Below are 16860 nucleotides of genomic sequence, written 5' to 3'. Positions count from 1 at the left end.
ACACCTCCGCTCGGCCTCCTGAAGGGGATCGGGTCGCGAGCTTGCGAAATCTCCAGAAGATCAAAGTCGGTAGCGTTTGGCTTTTGCTCTTGAAGCGCGATCTCACAGACGACGCCCCAAGTCCCCTTCAGGAGGCCGAGTGGAATCACCATGGAAGGGGTTGAGCGGCATGGATGCCGCGAGAGCCGTGATGGGCCAGGGATGGCCCTTCGTCGGTGGGCCGCATCCGGTCGTGCCCCTGGAGTGGTGATGGAGCGAGGGAACCCCGGCGCAGCCGGGGCCGGATGTAGGGGTGTGTTTCTTTGCTTACTTTCTTTGCACAAGCAAAGAAAGTGAGTCGCCCGTGAGGGGCGAAACCAAGACGAGAGATCGACACGCCAATGATCTTGGCCCGGATATAAATAGCGCAAAAGCACACACTTATCTGCCAGTCCAGTCTGCTCAGCCCCCATAAAAAGCCCCCGCACGCAATGCGTGCAGGGGCTCGGATGACGCACTGGGGTTACTGCATGTTCTGCTTCAGCGCACGCATGCGGTCATGGCAGGCGCGCACCTTGGGCATCTCCACCGCCAGCAGTACCCGCACGTCCTGGTCGGCGCTCTCCAGTGCATCCTCGAAGGCATGCAGGATGCGGTCTTCGGCCTCTTCCAGCTGGGCCACGTAGGCGGCGTCCTCGTCCTTGGACAGGGTGGCGCGGGTATCGGCGTAGAGCTGGCGCAGCTTGCCCAGCAGGGTGCCGCCGCTCGCCGGGTCGGCCTGGTTGGCGGCCACCTTGACGCTCAGGGCGTCGATCACCTCGGTCTTGGCCCGCACCATGTCGCGGAACAGCGCCTGCAGGCGGATGTCCTTGACCTCGTCGTGGGCATGCTCGTAGAAGCGCTTGCCGTCGCGGGTAATTTCGATCAGTTCGTTGAGTTGTGCGGTCTTGCTGCTCATGGGATCTCTCCTTGGCTATGGGACTTGCGGTTGTCGGCCATTCCGTCGGCCGGTATCGGTCAGGTTCAGCTGCTGATGCGCAGGGCGTCGGCATCGACGCCGCGCACACCGCGGATATTGCGGGCGATCTCCACCGCCAGACGTTTCTCGGCACTGCTCAGCACGCTACCGCGTAGCCTGACCAGGCCGTCCTCGGTGTCCACCGAGATGTTCAGCGCATCAAGGTTGCGGCTATACAGGAAGCTGGCCTTGACCTTGCTGGTGATCCAGCTGTCGCTGATGTCTTCGCGCGCTTCCTCGACAGCCGTCTGCACCTCGCTACTGCTGCTGTCGGCGGTGCTGATGCTCAGGTGATTGAACACTTCGCGCACGCCATCGGTGTTGGCGGCGAGCTGGCCGGCCAACTCCTTGGCGGCCGGGGTCTGCGCGTGGCCGCTGAGGGTGATGGCGCCGTTCTGGCTCTTGACCTGGATATCCAGGCCACGGGTGTTGCTGTTCCACAGCAGCTTGGATTTCACCGTCGCCGCCAGGCTGGCGTCCTCCAGCTGCTGCACCAGCCGCGGCGGCTCGTTCTCAGCGGTGGCGGCATCGACCACGATGCGGTTATCCACGCGCTCCACCCCCTTCACGCTCAGCGCCACCTCCTCGGCCAGCTCCTTCTGCACCTCGCTTTCGACTTGACCATCAAGGGTGGCGCGGCCCTTCTCGACTGCCACGTCGAGCCTGAAGGGGTTGAGGTGACGGTTCAGGGCGAAGGCCGTCCAGATCGAACCCTCCTGGCGTGCGGCCTCGATCTGCTCGGTCAGCCCGTCCGTGGCAGCATGGCTGGCCAGGGGCGTCAGACTCAGCAGCAGCGCAGTGCCACCGGCCAGCATCAGGGTTCTCAAAAACGGCATTACAGGGTCCTCGCGGGTGAATCACGAGAACAATTTCGCAAGGCCCGTGCCAGCCCGGACAAAAGAAATAATCCTTTTAAAACAGATACTTATTAACCACTATCAGGCGCCCCCTGCGTGCAGGTTGCAGGGTTGCAGGCATACTACCGTGCAACTTGCACGACTTTTACCTGACTAACCTCCATCGACCAGTCACAGGGAGCAACAACATGGCAGCGTCAGAACAGACCAGCGGGCGCATTCTGCTGGTGGACGACGAGGCGGCAATCCTGCGCACCTTCCGCTACTGCCTGGAAGATGAGGGCTACGAGGTCGCCGGCGCCAGCAGCGCGGCGCAGGCCGAAGCGCTGTTGCAGCGCCAGGTGTTCGACCTGTGTTTCCTCGACCTGCGCCTGGGCGAGGACAATGGCCTCGACCTGCTGGCGCAGATGCGCATCCAGGCCCCCTGGATGCGCGTGGTGATCGTCACCGCCCACTCGGCCGTGGACACCGCGGTCGACGCGATCCAGGCCGGCGCCGCCGACTATCTGGTCAAGCCCTGCACGCCGGACCAGCTGCGCCTCGCCGCCATCAAGCAGCTGGAGGTGCGCGCCCTGGCGGCGCGGCTGGAGGCGCTGGAAGGCGAAGTGCGCAAGGCCAAGGACGGTCTCGACTCGCACAGCCCGACGATGATGGCGATCCTGGAAACCGCGCGCCAGGTGGCGGCCACCGATGCCAACATCCTCATCCTCGGCGAATCCGGCACCGGCAAGGGCGAACTGGCCCGCGCCATCCACGGCTGGAGCCGCCGCGCCAAGCGCACCTGCGTGACCATCAACTGCCCGTCGCTGACCGCCGAGCTGATGGAAAGCGAGCTGTTCGGCCATGCCCGCGGCTCCTTCACCGGCGCCAGCGAGAGCACCCAGGGCCGGGTCAGCCAGGCCGACGGCGGCACCCTGTTCCTTGACGAGATCGGCGACTTCCCGCTCGCCCTGCAACCCAAGCTGCTTCGCTTCATCCAGGACAAGGAATACGAACGCGTGGGCGATCCGGTCACCCGCCGCGCCGATGTGCGCATCGTCGCCGCCACCAACCTGGATCTGGACGAGATGGTGCGCGAGGGGCGCTTTCGCGAGGACCTGCTGTATCGCCTCAACGTCATCACCCTCAAGCTGCCGCCGCTGCGCGAACGCCATGAAGACGTGATGTCCCTGGCCGAGCGCTTTCTCGCCCACTTCGTCAGCGATTACGGCCGCCCGGCCTGCGGCTTCAGCCCCGAGGCGGTCGCCGCCCTGCAGTCCTACCACTGGCCGGGCAACATCCGCGAACTGCGCAACGTCATCGAGCGCGCCAGCATCATCTGCCAGCAGGAGGCCGTGGAGGTCGCCCACCTCGGCCTCGGCGGCAGCAGCGATGCGCCCAACGGCGCCATCCGCGTGGGCGCGCCCATGAGCCTCGAGGAGTTGGAAAAGGCTCATATCGCTGCCGTTCTGGCCAGCAGCAACACCCTGGACATGGCCGCCAGGACCCTGGGCATCGATACTTCGACCCTGTATCGCAAACGCAAGCAGTACAACCTCTGACCATGGAATCGCCATGAAGCTGTCGATGAAGCTTCGCACGCGTCTGTTCCTCAGCATTTCCGCGCTGATCACCGTGGCGCTGCTGGGGCTGCTGCTCGGGCTGTTCAGCGTCACGCAGATGTCCCGCAGCCAGAGCGACCTGATCCAGCGCGGCTTCACCGCCGTGCAGATCGGCCAGAAGCTGCGCCAGCACCTGGGCGACGAGCTGATCCTGCTGATCGGCCAGACACCGAACCCGGAGGCCCTGGAAAATATCCGTCAGGCCTTTCGCAGCACCCTGGCCGAAGGTTTCGGCGCCAAGCTGGGCGCGGACTACGTGCAGGGCCTCGAGCAGGCCGCGATCCTGCATCGCCAGATGGAACAGGTGGCTGAAAGTGCCACTCCTGCCGGCCAGTCGCCGCACAACCTGGCTGGCAACATCCCCTTTACCGAAGCCTTCCAGAAGCTACGCAACCACCTGCTGGATCAGCAGGACCGGGTCGTCAGCTGGGTCATCGCCGCCGAGCACAAGGCCGGCGAGCGCTCCCGGCTGATCGCCGGCCTGCTGGTGATGACGGGCCTGGCCGTGCTGGCGATCGGCGTCATCACCGCCAACGGCATCGCCCGCCGTTTCGGCGCCCCCATCGATCTGCTGGCGCGCGCCGCGGACCAGATCGGCAAAGGCCAGTACGACGTGGTATTGCCGGTGTCACCAGTGGTGGAGCTGGCCGTGTTGAGCCGCCGCTTCGGCCTGATGACCGAGGCCTTGCGCCAGTACCATTCGAGCAATCTCAAGCAGCTGCTCAACAGCGAAGGCCGTCTGAAGGCGGTGCTCGACAGTATCGACGACGGCCTGGTGATCCTCGATGCCCTGGGCCGCGTCGAGCATGCCAATCCCGTGGCCCTGAGCCAGCTGTCGTGGAAGCAGGACATACAGGATCAGCCCATCGGCCCGCTGCTGCCCGGCCACGCCGTGGACGAGGCATTGCGCCAGGTGCTGGCCGGCGAGCCGATGCGCGCGCCACCGGCAGACCTGCAGATCGACCGCAACGGCGAGGTTCGTCTGCTGGCCTGGGCCCTGACCCCGGTACAGGTTCGCGAGGGCGGCAGTGTCGGCGCCGTGATGGTGCTGCGTGACGTCACCGAGCAACGCGCCTTCGAGCGGGTACGCAGCGAATTCATCCTGCGTGCCTCCCATGAGCTGCGTACACCGATCACCGGCATGCACATGGCCTTCAGCCTGCTGCGCGAACGGCTGCAGGTGCCAGCGGGCGGACGCGAGCAGGACCTGATGCGCACCGTCGACGAGGAAATGCGCCGCCTGGTGCAGCTGATCGACGACCTGCTCAACTTTTCGCGCTACCAGAACGGCCTGCAGACCCTGCAGCGGGTCCCGTGCGATCTCGCCGTCATGCTCCAGCAGGCGCGCCAGCGCTTCACCGACGAAGCAAGCGAGCGCGGCGTGACCATCACCTGCGAGCTGCACCAGCCGCTGCCGCGCCTGAGCCTCGATGAGGGCCAGCTACACCGCCTGCTCGACAGCCTGCTCAGCAACGCGCTGCGCCACAGCGACTCGGGCGGCACCGTGACCCTGCAGGCGCACCGCCACGGCGAACAGGTGATCGTCAGCGTGCAAGACCAGGGCGAGGGCATTCCCTACGAACAGCAGGCGCGCATCTTCGAGCCGTTCGTGCAGATCGGCCGGCGCAAGGGTGGGGTCGGGCTGGGGCTGGCCTTGGCACGGGAGATCGTGCAGCTGTTTGGCGGGCAGCTGGGCGTACGCTCCCGCCCGCGCGAAGGCGCCAACTTCTACTTCAGCCTGCCGGTCTAGCGCCCGGCTAGCGCAAGGCGTTCGGTCAGCGCAGCACGGGGTCGAACTTGAAGCGGCGACCCAGCATCAACGCCAGCAGGAAGCCGAGACCGAAGACGGCAGCGGCGCCCTTGAGCAGCAGGCTGACCGGCTCTCCCAGGCCGGGCATCAGCCAGAGGCTGGCCAGGCTCAGGAGCGTCATGATCAGCAGGATGACGGCACTTCGGGACATGGCGCAATTCCTTGTCGGTCAGAACACCCAGCGCGGCGTGCTGACGGCGGGACGCGGTTCGCGGTTGGCGGTATCGGTCTCGTCGGAGATGCGCAGCCACTGGGCATCGTCCTGGGCACGGCGGGAGCCGCTGGATTGACTCAACTCGCGCTGCTCGGCAGAAGCGGATTCGCGTGACTGAGCATTGGAAACGGTAAGGTCGGCGGTCCTGGCACTGGCGCCGGCCGAACCGATGAAATCGTTGGCGTAAGCCCCGTTGACCAGCAATGTAGCGACGCAGAACAGGCTCAGTCGGACGAGGTACATGGCGCTTCTCCATCAGCAGGTCAGTCGGGGCTTACGGGACTGATTTCTGCAGCGCTCATGCCAATCCGAAACGACACAAAAAATCCTTATAAATCAGGCACTTATTCTAAAAATAAAAGCCATCTGCCTTGCACTTTGCAAGATGCATGAAACGCGACACATGCAATTTGCACGATCAGACGCGGCGCGGTAGCAGGACGCTGAAGCAGGAGCCCTCACCCAGGCGGCTGCTCAGTTCGATGCGCCCTCCGTGGGCCTGCACGATCTGCTCGCTGATGAACAGGCCGAGCCCAAGCCCCTGGGCGACACCGGCGTCGCAGACCCGCTCGAACTGCTCGAACACCCGCCGCTGGTCCGCTTCGGAAATGCCCATGCCCTGGTCGCGCACCTCGGCGCGGACGGTCTCGCCCTCGCTGCTGACCCGCACCAGCACCGGCTTGCCGCCTCCGTAGCGCAAGGCGTTGGTCAGCAGGTTGGCCAGCACCTGCTCGATGCGGAACTCGTCCATCATCACCGGCGCGGGGCCGTCCACCTGCAGGTCGATGTGGTTGCCCTGACTGGCGAACTGCGCGGCCAGACCCTCCACGACGTTGCCGGCCAGTACGCCGAGGTCTCCCGGTTGGGGTATCACCGAAAGCTTGCCGGTACGGATGCGCGACACGTCCAGCATGTCGTCGATCAGGCGGCTCAGGCTGCGGATCTGTCGCTCGTCGCGGGCGATCATCTCGTGCAGCTTGTCCGGGGTGAAGGCATCCGTGCGGCCCTGCTCCAGGCGCAGCTTGCGCAGCTGCACGTCGAGGATCAGGCCATTGAGCGGGGTACGCAGCTCGTGGGAGGCGATGGACATGAACGAGTCGCGCATCTGCACCGCCTTCTGCAACTCGGCCTGGGTCTCGCGCAGCTCGGTGAGCAGGGCCTCCTGTTCGCGCCGCGCGGCCTCGAGCACTTCCAGCTGCTGGCTCAGCGCCTTGCGGTGACGGTACAGCTCGACGAACATCGACACCTTGCTGCGCACCTCGAAGGGCGATAGCGGCTTGTGCAGGAAATCCACAGCGCCGCTCTCGTAGCCCTTGAAGGCATAGTCCATGTCGCGGCCGACGGCGCTGACGAAGATGATCGGGATATGCCGGGTCTTCTCCGTTCCGCGCATCAGCTCGGCCAGTTCGAAACCGTTCATGCCCGGCATCTTCACATCGAGGATGGCCAGGGCGAATTCATGCTCGAGCATCAGCGACAGCGCCTCGTCGGCGCTACTGGCCTGGAACAGCGTGCGATCGTCGCTCTGGATCAGCGAGCGCAGAGCCAGCAGGTTCTCCGGCAGGTCGTCGACGATCAGCACCTTGGCTTCAATCTTCCTTAGCATGGCGGGGCATCCAGTTCGGCCAGCAGCAGTCGCATGGCGGTGAGGGGCAGGAGAAAATCCGGTTGCAGCAGCGCCAGCGCCGCCTCCGGCATGGTCGGGACCTGGGCGTCGGCGGGGTCCTGTACCAAGGTCAGGCCGCCGGCCCGCTGGATCGCCAGCAGGCCGGCCGCGCCGTCCTCGTTGGCTCCGGTGAGCAGGGCGGCAGCCAGCCGCGCACCGTAGGCGTCGGCAGCGGACTCGAACAGAATGTCGATCGACGGCCGCGAGAAATGCCGCGGCTCCTCGCGACTGAGGGAAAAGCTGCGATCCGCCTCGATGGACAGGTGATAGCCGGCCGGCGCCACGTAGACCACGCCGCCGCGCAGGTATTCCTTGTCCGCGGCCTCCTTGACCTGCAGCTGCAGGCGCCGAGCGAACAGGTCGGCGAGCAGGCTGTCGTTGCGATCGGGCTGATGCAGCAGGCACACCACCGGCAGGCGGTAGCTCGGCGGCAGATCGACGAGCAGCTGCAGCAGCGCCTCCACGCCGCCGGCGGAGGCGCCCAGCAGCAGTGCCTGCAGGGGCACGCGGGGGCGGCCACGCAGCATGATCCTCTGCTCGTTCATCGCTTGCGAAAGATCCGCTCGGGCCGCGCCAACGCCTCGAACTGGTTGGCATAGGCGGAGAAATCCAGGCTTTCCTTGCTGCCCAGGCCGAGGAAGCCGCGATGGCACAGCGAGTCGTGAAACAGCCCGAGGGCACGGTCCTGCAGGTCACGGTTGAAGTAGATCAGCACGTTGCGGCAGGACACCAGGTGGGTCTCGGCAAACACGCTGTCGGTGGCCAGGCTGTGATCGGCGAAGGTCACGTTGGCCCGCAGCGACTTGTCGAACAGCACCCGGTCGTAGGCCGCCGAGTAGTAGTCGGAGAAGGCGCGCTTGCCGCCGGACAGCTGGTAGTTCTGGGTGTAGGTGCGCAGGTTGTCGAGGGCGAAGATGCCCTGCTCGGCCTTCTCCAGCGAATGCGGGTTGATGTCCGTGGCATAGATCATGGTGCGCTCCAGCAGGCCTTCCTCACGCAGCAGGATAGCCAGGGAATACACCTCTTCGCCGGTGCTGCAGCCGGCCACCCAGACCTTCAGGGAAGGATAGGTGTGCAGCAGCGGCACCACCTGCTGGCGCAGCGCCAGGAAGTAGCCGGGGTCGCGGAACATTTCGCTGACCGGGATGGTGAGGTACTGCAGCAGCTGCATGAACACCTGCGGCTCGTGCAGGATGCGCTCCTGCAGGGCCGAGATGGTCGGGCAGTCCAGCTGCACCTGCGCCTGCCGCACGCGGCGCTTGAGCGATGCCTTGGAGTAGTCGCGAAAGTCGTAGCTGTAGCGCAGGTAGATCGCTTCGATCAGCAGGCGCAGCTCGATCTCGTCAGGCATCAGAGACGCTCCAGCTTGGGCATCCACACGCGGATCAGGGAGAACAGGCGATCCAGGTCGATGGGCTTGGCCAGGTAGTCGTTGGCGCCGGCCTCGCGGCAGCGCTCCTGGTCGTCCTTCATCGCCTTGGCCGTCACCGCGATGATCGGCAGGTTGTTCCAGCGCGGCTGCTGGCGAATCTTGCGGGTGGCCTCATAACCATCCATCTCCGGCATCATCACGTCCATCAGCACCAGATCGATGTCGTCGTGCTCGTCCAGCTTGGCCAGCGCCTCGAAGCCGTTGCGGGCCACCTCCACCGCCGCCCCCTTCTGTTCCAGCGCACTGGACAGGGCGAAGATGTTGCGTACGTCGTCATCCACCAGCAGCAGGCGGCGCCCTTCGAACAGTTTTTCCCGGCTGCGCGCGGTCTTGAGCATGCGCTGATGCTCGCTGGACAGCGACGACTCGACCTTGTGCAGGAACAGGGTGACTTCGTCCAGCAGACGCTCCGGCGAGCGCGCGCCCTTGATGATGATCGAGCGCGAATAGCGCAGCAGCTCGGCCTCTTCTTCGCGGGTGAGGTTGCGCCCGGTGTAGACGATCACCGGCGGGAAGGAGCAGATGTCCTCCTCGGCCATGCGCCGCAGCAGCTCGTTGCCGAGCATGTCGGGCAACTTGAGGTCGATGATCATGCAGTCGAACACCGTGTCGCGCAGCTTCTCCAGCGCTTCGCCGGCCAGGGCCACAGCGCTGATCTCGATGTCCTCGTCGCCGATCAGACGGGCGATGCTGTTGCGCTGCAGCGGGTCGTCCTCGACCAGCAACACGCGCTTGACCTGCTGATTGAGCTTGGCCTCCAGCTTGCCGAACACCTCCTTGAGCTGGTCGCGGCTGGTGGGTTTGAGCGCATAGCCCACGGCGCCCAGGTGCAGGGCCGCCTCGCTGTGGTCCTCCACCGAGACCACATGAACCGGGATGTGACGGGTCTGCGCGTCGTCCTTCAGGCGCTGCAGCACGCCGAGCCCGGAATCGTCGGGCAGGCGCATGTCCAGCAGAATGGCGTCCGGACGGTACTGACGAGCCAGCTCCAGCCCCTCGTCGGCACTGGTGGCCACCAGGCAGGCGTAACCCAGTTCGTGAGCCAGATCGAAGAGGATGCGGGCGAAGCGCACCTCGTCCTCCACCACCAGCACGCGGCGGCCGCCGCGTTCACCCAGGCGCTCGCGGTCGTCGGCGAAGGGCGCTGGCGCGCGCGGTGCGGCAGGCAGCGGCGCCGCCGGGACGGAAGCGACCACTGCCGGCGGCGAAACCGGGGCAGCGGGCAGCGGCCGGGCCGGCGCGCCGTGGTCCAGCAGCCGCTCTGGCAGCAGCAGGGTGAAGGTGCTGCCCTCGCCGGGCACGCTGCTGACGCCGATGGAGCCGCCGAGCAGGCCGGCCAGATCGCGCGAGATGGACAGCCCCAGGCCGGTACCGCCGTAACGGCGGTTGGTGGTGCCGTCGGCCTGGCGGAAGGCCTCGAAGATCACCTCCTGCTGATCCGGGGCGATGCCGATACCGCTGTCGCTCACGGCAAACGCCAGGGTCTGCTCGTCGTGGCGCGACACGCGCAGGGTCACGCCACCGCGGTCGGTGAACTTGAAGGCGTTGGACAGCAGATTGCGCAGGATCTGCTCGGCACGCTGGCGATCGGTGAACAGCGTCTGCGGCAGCTCGGCCTGGCGCTCGATTTCGAAGCTCAGGCCGCGCTCGCGTGCCAGCGGCTCGAACACGTCGCTCAGGCTCTCGAGCATGCCGGCCAGCGGCGTGCGCTCGGGGCGCACCTCGAGCTTGCCCGCCTCGACCTTGGCGATGTCGAGAATGTCGTTGATCAGGTTGAGCAGGTCGTTACCGGCCGAGTAGATGGACTCGGCGAACTTGACCTGCTCCTCGTCGAGGTTGCCCCGGGCGTTTTCCGCCAGCAGCTTGGCCAGGATCAGCGAGCTGTTCAGCGGTGTGCGCAGCTCGTGACTCATGTTGGCGAGGAACTCGGACTTGTAGCGGCTGGCGCGCTGCAGTTCCTCGGCGCGCTCTTCCAGTTGCGCCTGGATGCGACCGAGGGCGGTGTTGCGCTGGTCCAGCTCGTCGCGCTGGTCGGCCAGCGTCTGCGCCTGCTCGGAGAGCTTCTCGTTGGTCTGTTCCAGCTCGGCCTGCTGGGTCTCCAGGTGGGCCTGGGACTCCTTGAGCACACGGGCCTGCTGCTCCAGCTCCTCGTTGGCGGCGCGCAGTTCTTCCTGCTGGGTCTGCAGCTCCTCGTTGAGCTGCTGGGTGTCGGCCAGCACCTCCTGCAGGCGCTGGCGATAGAGCGATGCTTCCAGCGCGGTGCCGACGCTGGCGGAAATGGATTCGAGAAACTCGCGCTCGCGAGGCTCGAGCACGCGCATGAATGCCAGCTCGAGCACGCCGTTGACGCGATCCTCCGACTGCAGCGGCACCAGGGCGACACTCACGGGCTGGCCATCGCCCAGGCCCGAGGTGACCTTGATGTAGTCTGCGGGCAGGTTGTCCAGACACACCAGGCGGCGCCGCTGGGCGGCCTGCCCGACCAGGCCCTCGCCGCGGTAGAACTCGTCCCTGAGAGCCTCGCCCTCGCTGAAACCATAGCCTGCGATACGCCGCAGGTCGCCGCTGCGGGCATCGCGCTGGTACAGCGCGGCGACCACGCAGTCGAGGTATTCGGCGAGGAATACCAGCGAGCGCTCGGCCAGCTCGTTGACCTGCGGCTGGCCCAGCAGGCGCTCCGACAGTTGCGTCTGTCCGCCGCGCAGCCAGGCCCGCTGATGCTGCTCCTCGGCGTACTCGGCCTGCTTGCCCAGCGCCGCGGAATAGGTGTGCGAAAGGTTCAGCAGCTCGCGCCGGCCGAACAGGGCCAGCAGGGCGCTGAACAGGATGCTGACCACCAGATAGATGCCGGCGCCCCAGGTGGTGGCGCTGCTGACCTGGGCATTGCGGTGCCGGCGCAGGTCACGTTCGCTGCTGATGAAGGCATCCAGCTCTCCGCGCATGCCATCGGTGAGGTTCTTGCCGCGGCCGCTGCCCACCTCTTCGAGAATATCGCGGCCGTTGCGACGGCTGGCGATCACCTCCTGGGCGAAGGCATCCCACTGCGCCTGCATGGCCAGCAGACGCTCGAGGCGCTGCGCCTGGGGCGGATTGTCCTTGACCATGGTGATCATCTGCTCGACCAATGGGCGGTACTTGCCGCGGGCCAGCTCGTAGGGCGCCAGATAGTCCTCGCGGCCGCTGAGCAGGAAGCCGCGCATGCCGGTCTCCAGGTCGAGTGTCAGCTTGTACACCTCGCTGGCCCGGTTCAGCACCTGATCGGTGTGCTCGACCCAGCGGATCACGTTGAGCAGGTAGCCGATCAGCACCGCGAAGAACAGGGCGCTGACCAGGCCCAGACCAAGCGGCAGGCCGACGTTACGGTTGAGAATGCGGCGAAAGCTCTTTTCGTCCATTGCGGACTCGTTCGACACTGGGACGTCCATTCGATGTCTCGCTTCTGCTTATCTATCCTGAAGGCCTGTGGCACACTGACCGCCCGCAGACCCCGAAGTTTGCCAAACATTTGCGTATTCTGCGCGCCGAAACAGAGAGTCCCATGACCGAAACCGGCTCCGCCATCGTCAAGACCATCGTACTGGTCGAGGACGACGACGTCGTTCGCCAGCTCACTGCGCAGGTACTCGAAGAATTCGGCTATCGCGTGCAGGCCCTGCGCGACGGCAGCAGCGCACTGGCACTTTTGCAGAGCGATCAGCCCTGCGATCTGCTGATGAGCGACATCGGCCTGCCCGACATGGACGGGCGTGCGCTGGTCGAGGCTGCGCGCAAGCTGCGCCCCACCCTGCCGGTACTGTTCGCCAGTGGCTACAACGAGCGCGAGCTGCTCGACGAGGTGCGCGCCCGCGATACGGCCGCCGCCACCGACAGCATCGTCAAACCCTACGATCTCACGGTGCTCGCCCGTCGCCTGGAGGAACTGGCGAACAAGCGGAGCGGCATCTAGGCTGGACGCAGATCCCTGGACAGGAGAGTCTGCGATGCGCCGTGCCAACCCGCTTTGCCTTCTGTTTGCTGGCTTGCTGCTGAGCGGTTGCGCCAGCCAGACCACCAGCCCCACGCAGTTTTCGGGCTACCTCGCCGATTATTCGCAGCTCCAGCCAGCCACCTCGGCCACCGGCGCGCCCGTACTGCGCTGGATCTCGCCGCAGTTCAAGGCCGAAAGCTACAGCGCGGTGTACATCGAGAAACCCACCTTCCATCCCCAGCCCGTGCCCAACGAGCAGATCAGCGCACAAACCCTGGAGGAGGTGCGCAATTACCTGCATCAGGCGTTGATACGCGAAGTGCAGGGGCGCATGAAGGTGCTCAGCGAACCGACCATGGACAGCCTGGTACTGCGCAGCGCCATCACCGGCGTGACGGTGGCCACCGAGGGGCTCAAGGCCTACGAGGTGATCCCCGTCGCCCTGGTCGTGGCGGCTGCGACAACCGCCGCGGGCACGCGCGACCGCGACAGCGAGATCTTCATCGAACTGGAGGCGCTGGACGCCCGCAACAGCGAGCCGATGGTCCGGGTGGTGCGCAAGGGCCATGGCCTGACGCTGGAAAACAGCAGCACCCAGCTCACGCTGGATGACCTCAAGCCGGTGCTCGACAGCTGGGCACGGGACGCGCGGGACTTCCACCCTGGGTTGCGCTGACCGACTGCCGCGCTCAGCCGCACGGATCGTGCGGCATCAGGGGTATCGATAACCCTTGCCGCCGCCCGGCGGCAAGGCCAGGCTCGGCGCAACACCACAAGCAAGGACCTGCCATGCCCAGCATCGATCCCAGCCGAGCCGATCTGGCCGAATTCGCCACGCGCATGCCAAGCGACACGCCGATCCTGATGCTCAACCTGTTGCGCTTCAACGACCAGGCCGCGTATCCCGCCGACAGCGCACATGCGCCCTGCAGTGGCCATGACGCCTACGCCCGCTACAGCCGCACGGCACTGAGCAAGGTACGCGGCGTGGGTGGCGAGGTGCAGCTGCTGGCCAATGCCCACATGGCCCTGATCGCGCCGGCCGGGGAGCACTGGGACCAGCTCGTGCTGGTGCGCTATCCCTCGACCGCCGCCTTTCTGAGCATGCTGGCCGACCCCGAATACCAGGCCGCCACCGTGCACCGCAGCGCGGCGCTGGCCGATTCGCGCCTGATCGGCACGACACCTGCCTGAGCGCTAACCCGCCGCCTGCTGGTTGAGCACCAGCAGCCGCGCTGCGGTTTCGGCGTCCGGCTGGCCATCGTAGTTGGCCGGGCGGTACTTCATCTGGAAGGCGGCAATGACATTGCGCGTGGCTTCGTCCAGCTCGCCATGCCGGGGCACGGTGTAGCCCTGCTGCGCCAGCTGCTCCTGGAACCACTCGATGCCGGGCAGGCTGATGGCGAACAGCGCCTGCTGCCGCGCCACCCGCGCCTCGTCCGGCCAGGGCACCAGGCCTTCGTCAGCCAGCCGCTTCCAGGGGAACAGCGGCCCTGGATCGACCTTGCGCTGCGGCGCCACGTCGCTGTGGGCGATGATCGAGCCCAGCGGCAGCTGGTGGCGCTGCACGATGTCCTTGAGCAGCACGATCAGGGTGTCGATCTGTTGCGGGGCGAACGGCTGCCAGTAACGACCGGCCGGGGTCTCGTAGTACCCCTGGTTGACCAGCTCGATGCCGATGGTCGAAGCGTTGAGCCAGGTCCGCCCCTGCCACTCGCTGACGCCGACGTGCCAGGCGCGGCGATTCTCGTCCACCAGGCGGTAGACGGTCGGCGGCGCGTCGCCGATCAGGTAATGGCTGCTCACCTCGGTCTGCGTCAGCAGATTCAGCGAACGCTGCAGATCGGCCGAGGTGTAGTGCAGCACCACGTACTGCACGCGGCTGTTCTGCCCCGTTGCGGTGTGGCTGTCGTCGATGCGCAGCCCGCCGGTGCAACCGGCGAGCAGGACAAGAAGCAGGGCAAGGCTGAGAGACTTCATGCGTGACCGAATACGCTCTGCAGGTTGTCCAGCAGCATGTCGACGCTGAGCATGATCAGCAGCATGCCCATCAGTCGTTCCACCGCCATCAACCCGCGATTACCGAGAAAACGCTGCAGGAACGACGCCTGCAGCAGGATGAATGCCGTCGCCGCCCACGCCAGGATGACCGCCAGGTAAAGCTCCCAGAGCGGCCCGGTGTGAGTGTTGCGCAGGGTCATCAGCACTGCCAGGGCCGAGGGCCCGGCCACCGCCGGCGTGGCCAGCGGCACCAGCATCGGCTCGCCATCCGGCACGTCGCCGAGCAGGCCCTGCGGGCTGGGAAAGATCAGGCGCATGGCGATGACGAACAGGATGATACCGCCGGCAATGGCGGTTGCCTCGCGCGACAGCCCGAGGCTGGAGAGGAATTTGTCACCAAAGGTGAGGAACAGCAGCAGCAGGCCGAGGGCGAACAGCAGCTCGCGCGCAGCGATCCACAGGCGTCGGCGCGGCGCGACGTTCTTCAGCGCGGCGATATAGATGGCGATGTTGCCGAAAGGGTCGGTGACCAAAAAGATCAGCACGGCGATGCTGAAGATGTCCATGGGCGTCTCCGATGACAGGGACGCATAGTCTAGGGCCTGAGGGGGCATCCCAGCGAGCCGGCCGCCAGGTCAGGTTGCAACGCGGACTCGGTACCGGGGCATTTTTGTGACCACCTCCAGGCAAAGCGTTCCCGAAGCGCTCGCAGAAAGAAATGTATACAAAGCTGTAGCCAATATAGCCATTAAGTGTCTACAGTACGCACACAAGAACAACAGCGAGTAGCTTGCCCATGACCTCCACCCCTCAGCGCCCCGAGGACGAGAACCTCGGTATCGGCTCCAATCTTCTCTACGGCCTGCAGCACGTACTGACCATGTATGGCGGCATCGTCGCGGTGCCCTTGATCGTCGGTCAGGCGGCCGGCCTGTCGCCTGCGGACATCGGCCTGCTGATCGCCGCCTCGCTTTTCGTCGGCGGCGCGGCCACCCTGCTGCAGACCCTGGGTCTGCCCTTCTTCGGCTGCCAGTTGCCGCTGGTGCAGGGCGTGTCCTTCGCCAGCGTCGCCACCATAGTCGCGATAGTCGGCGCCAATGGCGGCGAAGGCGGCCTGCCGGTGGTGTTCGGCGCGGTGATAGGCGCGGCGCTGATCGGCCTGCTGATCACGCCGGTGTTCTCCAAGATCACCAAGTTCTTCCCCCCGCTGGTGACCGGCATCGTCATCACCACCATCGGCCTGACGCTGATGCCGGTGGCCGCGCGCTGGGCCATGGGCGGCAACAGCGCCGCGGCGGACTTCGGCAGCATGGGCAACATCGGCCTGGCGGCCTTCACCCTGGCCACGGTGCTGCTGCTGAGCAAGGTCGGCAGCGCCACCATCTCGCGTCTGTCGATCCTGCTGGCGATGGTCATCGGCACCCTGGTGGCGCTGGCCTTCGGCATGGCCGACTTCTCCCGGGTCGGCGAAGGCCCGGTGCTGGCCTTCCCGGCGCCGCTGCACTTCGGCATGCCGGTATTCGAGGTGGCGGCGATCGTCTCGATGCTGATCGTGGTAATGGTGATCCTGGTGGAAACCTCGGCCGACATCCTCGCGGTGGGCGACATCATCGATACCAAGGTGGACTCCAAACGCCTCGGCAACGGCCTGCGCGCCGACATGATCGCCAGCATGGTGGCGCCGCTGTTCGGCTCCTTCACCCAGAGCGCCTTCGCCCAGAACGTCGGCCTGGTGGCCGTGACCGGGGTGAAAAGCCGCTACGTGGTGGCCACCGGCGGCCTGATTCTGGTCACCCTCGGCCTGCTGCCGATCATGGGCCGGGTCATCGCCGCGGTGCCGACCTCGGTGCTGGGCGGCGCGGGTATCGTGCTGTTCGGCACGGTCGCTGCCAGCGGTATCCGTACCCTGGCCAAGGTCGACTACCGCAACAACATGAACCTGGTGATAGTCGCCACCTCGGTCGGTTTCGGCATGATCCCCATCGCCATGCCGAGCTTCTACCATCACTTCCCGGCCTGGTTCGAGACCATCTTCCACTCCGGCATCAGCTCGGCGGCGATCATGGCGATCCTGCTCAACCTGCTGTTCAACCATTTCACCGCGGGCAATTCCGACCAGCAGTCGGTGTTCGTGGCCGGTACCGAGCGCAGCCTGCGCTATCGCGACATCGCCGCCCTGCATGAGGGCGACCATTTCATCGGCGGCAAGCTGTATGACGCACAGGGCAACGAGGTGCCGCTGCAGGACGAGGAAGAGGCCCACGGCAAGACGCAGACCAGACGGCAGGCGGCCTTGGCCGACCACTGAGGCGGCA

Annotated in this window: 16 protein-coding genes; 6 read left to right on the top strand and 10 right to left on the bottom strand. The window is 65.9% G+C overall.

From position 1 onward, the window contains the following. Positions 1 to 502 precede the first annotated feature (502 nt). Together L1F06_RS00925 and L1F06_RS00920 are read right to left on the bottom strand one after the other, a co-directional pair. Positions 503 to 937 carry a ferritin-like domain-containing protein gene (locus tag L1F06_RS00925; RefSeq protein ID WP_003242210.1) on the bottom strand — a complete coding sequence of 145 codons (435 nt, stop codon included), beginning with the start codon at positions 935 to 937 and terminating at the stop codon, positions 503 to 505. A gap of 65 nt (positions 938 to 1002) precedes the next feature. Next, complete coding sequence (locus L1F06_RS00920) at positions 1003 to 1833, bottom strand: BON domain-containing protein (RefSeq protein WP_129483269.1); 831 nt, start codon at positions 1831 to 1833, stop codon at positions 1003 to 1005. A 209-nt stretch (positions 1834 to 2042) separates the two neighbouring features. On the opposite strand from L1F06_RS00920, the gene algB reads away from it, so the two are divergent. Both algB and L1F06_RS00910 read left to right on the top strand, forming a co-directional pair. Next, positions 2043 to 3395 carry a sigma-54-dependent response regulator transcription factor AlgB gene (gene algB, locus L1F06_RS00915; RefSeq protein WP_129483268.1) on the top strand — a complete coding sequence of 451 codons (1353 nt, stop codon included), beginning with the start codon at positions 2043 to 2045 and terminating at the stop codon, positions 3393 to 3395. 13 nt (positions 3396 to 3408) lie between these two features. Next, positions 3409 to 5205 (top strand): ATP-binding protein, encoded by a 1797-nt coding sequence (locus tag L1F06_RS00910; protein ID WP_129483267.1) that lies wholly within the window; start codon positions 3409 to 3411, stop codon positions 5203 to 5205. Positions 5206 to 5230: 25 nt separating this feature from the next. Here L1F06_RS00910 and L1F06_RS00905 read toward each other — a convergent pair whose 3' ends face one another. The 6 genes from L1F06_RS00905 to L1F06_RS00880 all read right to left on the bottom strand — a co-directional run bounded on the left by L1F06_RS00905 (position 5231) and on the right by L1F06_RS00880 (position 11972). Beyond that, positions 5231 to 5416, bottom strand: a complete 186-nt coding sequence (locus L1F06_RS00905) for a PA3371 family protein (RefSeq protein ID WP_003242203.1) — start codon at positions 5414 to 5416, stop codon at positions 5231 to 5233. Positions 5417 to 5434: 18 nt separating this feature from the next. Next, on the bottom strand, positions 5435 to 5722 hold the full coding sequence (locus L1F06_RS00900) for a hypothetical protein (RefSeq protein WP_003242201.1): 288 nt from the start codon (positions 5720 to 5722) through the stop codon (positions 5435 to 5437). Between the two features lie 175 nt (positions 5723 to 5897). Next, positions 5898 to 7085 (bottom strand): hybrid sensor histidine kinase/response regulator, encoded by a 1188-nt coding sequence (locus tag L1F06_RS00895; RefSeq protein WP_129483266.1) that lies wholly within the window; start codon positions 7083 to 7085, stop codon positions 5898 to 5900. Continuing rightward, positions 7079 to 7690 carry a chemotaxis protein CheB gene (locus tag L1F06_RS00890; RefSeq protein ID WP_129483265.1) on the bottom strand — a complete coding sequence of 204 codons (612 nt, stop codon included), beginning with the start codon at positions 7688 to 7690 and terminating at the stop codon, positions 7079 to 7081. Before L1F06_RS00890 ends, L1F06_RS00895 begins: the two co-directional genes overlap by 7 nt. Then, positions 7687 to 8496 (bottom strand): CheR family methyltransferase, encoded by an 810-nt coding sequence (locus L1F06_RS00885; RefSeq protein ID WP_003242194.1) that lies wholly within the window; start codon positions 8494 to 8496, stop codon positions 7687 to 7689. The genes L1F06_RS00890 and L1F06_RS00885 overlap by 4 nt, the downstream gene beginning before the upstream one ends. Continuing rightward, a complete protein-coding gene (locus L1F06_RS00880) occupies positions 8496 to 11972 on the bottom strand; it encodes a response regulator (protein WP_252576718.1) in 3477 nt (1158 codons plus the stop codon). The genes L1F06_RS00885 and L1F06_RS00880 overlap by 1 nt, the downstream gene beginning before the upstream one ends. Before the next feature lie 143 nt (positions 11973 to 12115). On the opposite strand from L1F06_RS00880, the gene L1F06_RS00875 reads away from it, so the two are divergent. The 3 genes from L1F06_RS00875 (at position 12116) to L1F06_RS00865 (ending at position 13738) form a co-directional block, all read left to right on the top strand. After that, a complete protein-coding gene (locus L1F06_RS00875; protein ID WP_011920483.1) occupies positions 12116 to 12523 on the top strand; it encodes a response regulator in 408 nt (135 codons plus the stop codon). 34 nt (positions 12524 to 12557) lie between these two features. Next, positions 12558 to 13220 carry a DUF3313 domain-containing protein gene (locus L1F06_RS00870; protein WP_129483263.1) on the top strand — a complete coding sequence of 221 codons (663 nt, stop codon included), beginning with the start codon at positions 12558 to 12560 and terminating at the stop codon, positions 13218 to 13220. A gap of 113 nt (positions 13221 to 13333) precedes the next feature. Further along, a complete protein-coding gene (locus L1F06_RS00865) occupies positions 13334 to 13738 on the top strand; it encodes a DUF1330 domain-containing protein (RefSeq protein ID WP_129483262.1) in 405 nt (134 codons plus the stop codon). 3 nt (positions 13739 to 13741) lie between these two features. Here the strand turns inward: L1F06_RS00865 and L1F06_RS00860 are convergent, their stop codons facing one another. Together L1F06_RS00860 and L1F06_RS00855 are read right to left on the bottom strand one after the other, a co-directional pair. After that, positions 13742 to 14524 (bottom strand): N-acetylmuramoyl-L-alanine amidase, encoded by a 783-nt coding sequence (locus L1F06_RS00860; protein WP_096824965.1) that lies wholly within the window; start codon positions 14522 to 14524, stop codon positions 13742 to 13744. Beyond that, positions 14521 to 15111, bottom strand: a complete 591-nt coding sequence (locus L1F06_RS00855; protein ID WP_003242182.1) for a MarC family protein — start codon at positions 15109 to 15111, stop codon at positions 14521 to 14523. Before L1F06_RS00855 ends, L1F06_RS00860 begins: the two co-directional genes overlap by 4 nt. Positions 15112 to 15341: 230 nt before the next feature. On the opposite strand from L1F06_RS00855, the gene L1F06_RS00850 reads away from it, so the two are divergent. Further along, positions 15342 to 16853: a nucleobase:cation symporter-2 family protein gene (locus tag L1F06_RS00850; RefSeq protein WP_003242181.1), complete on the top strand. Its 1512-nt coding sequence runs from the start codon at positions 15342 to 15344 to the stop codon at positions 16851 to 16853. The last annotated feature ends 7 nt before the right edge of the window (positions 16854 to 16860 follow it).

Source organism: Pseudomonas hydrolytica, from assembly GCF_021495345.1.
Classification (GTDB): domain Bacteria; phylum Pseudomonadota; class Gammaproteobacteria; order Pseudomonadales; family Pseudomonadaceae; genus Aquipseudomonas; species Aquipseudomonas hydrolytica.
The sequence above is the reverse complement of the archived record's forward strand: the minus strand, read 5'-3'. Positions and strand labels throughout refer to the sequence as shown.

What these genes read in the sequence shown, in the direction of transcription:
- L1F06_RS00860 (WP_096824965.1), bottom strand. Translation starts at nt 14,524, where the DNA reads ATGAAGTCTCTCAGCCTTGCCCTGCTTCTTGTCCTGCTCGCCGGTTGC.
- L1F06_RS00895 (WP_129483266.1), bottom strand. Translation starts at nt 7,085, where the DNA reads ATGCTAAGGAAGATTGAAGCCAAGGTGCTGATCGTCGACGACCTGCCG.
- L1F06_RS00855 (WP_003242182.1), bottom strand. Translation starts at nt 15,111, where the DNA reads ATGGACATCTTCAGCATCGCCGTGCTGATCTTTTTGGTCACCGACCCT.
- algB (WP_129483268.1), top strand. Translation starts at nt 2,043, where the DNA reads ATGGCAGCGTCAGAACAGACCAGCGGGCGCATTCTGCTGGTGGACGAC.
- L1F06_RS00910 (WP_129483267.1), top strand. Translation starts at nt 3,409, where the DNA reads ATGAAGCTGTCGATGAAGCTTCGCACGCGTCTGTTCCTCAGCATTTCC.
- L1F06_RS00885 (WP_003242194.1), bottom strand. Translation starts at nt 8,496, where the DNA reads ATGCCTGACGAGATCGAGCTGCGCCTGCTGATCGAAGCGATCTACCTG.
- L1F06_RS00890 (WP_129483265.1), bottom strand. Translation starts at nt 7,690, where the DNA reads ATGAACGAGCAGAGGATCATGCTGCGTGGCCGCCCCCGCGTGCCCCTG.
- L1F06_RS00865 (WP_129483262.1), top strand. Translation starts at nt 13,334, where the DNA reads ATGCCCAGCATCGATCCCAGCCGAGCCGATCTGGCCGAATTCGCCACG.
- L1F06_RS00880 (WP_252576718.1), bottom strand. Translation starts at nt 11,972, where the DNA reads ATGGACGAAAAGAGCTTTCGCCGCATTCTCAACCGTAACGTCGGCCTG.
- L1F06_RS00905 (WP_003242203.1), bottom strand. Translation starts at nt 5,416, where the DNA reads ATGTCCCGAAGTGCCGTCATCCTGCTGATCATGACGCTCCTGAGCCTG.
- L1F06_RS00925 (WP_003242210.1), bottom strand. Translation starts at nt 937, where the DNA reads ATGAGCAGCAAGACCGCACAACTCAACGAACTGATCGAAATTACCCGC.
- L1F06_RS00870 (WP_129483263.1), top strand. Translation starts at nt 12,558, where the DNA reads ATGCGCCGTGCCAACCCGCTTTGCCTTCTGTTTGCTGGCTTGCTGCTG.
- L1F06_RS00850 (WP_003242181.1), top strand. Translation starts at nt 15,342, where the DNA reads ATGACCTCCACCCCTCAGCGCCCCGAGGACGAGAACCTCGGTATCGGC.
- L1F06_RS00900 (WP_003242201.1), bottom strand. Translation starts at nt 5,722, where the DNA reads ATGTACCTCGTCCGACTGAGCCTGTTCTGCGTCGCTACATTGCTGGTC.
- L1F06_RS00875 (WP_011920483.1), top strand. Translation starts at nt 12,116, where the DNA reads ATGACCGAAACCGGCTCCGCCATCGTCAAGACCATCGTACTGGTCGAG.
- L1F06_RS00920 (WP_129483269.1), bottom strand. Translation starts at nt 1,833, where the DNA reads ATGCCGTTTTTGAGAACCCTGATGCTGGCCGGTGGCACTGCGCTGCTG.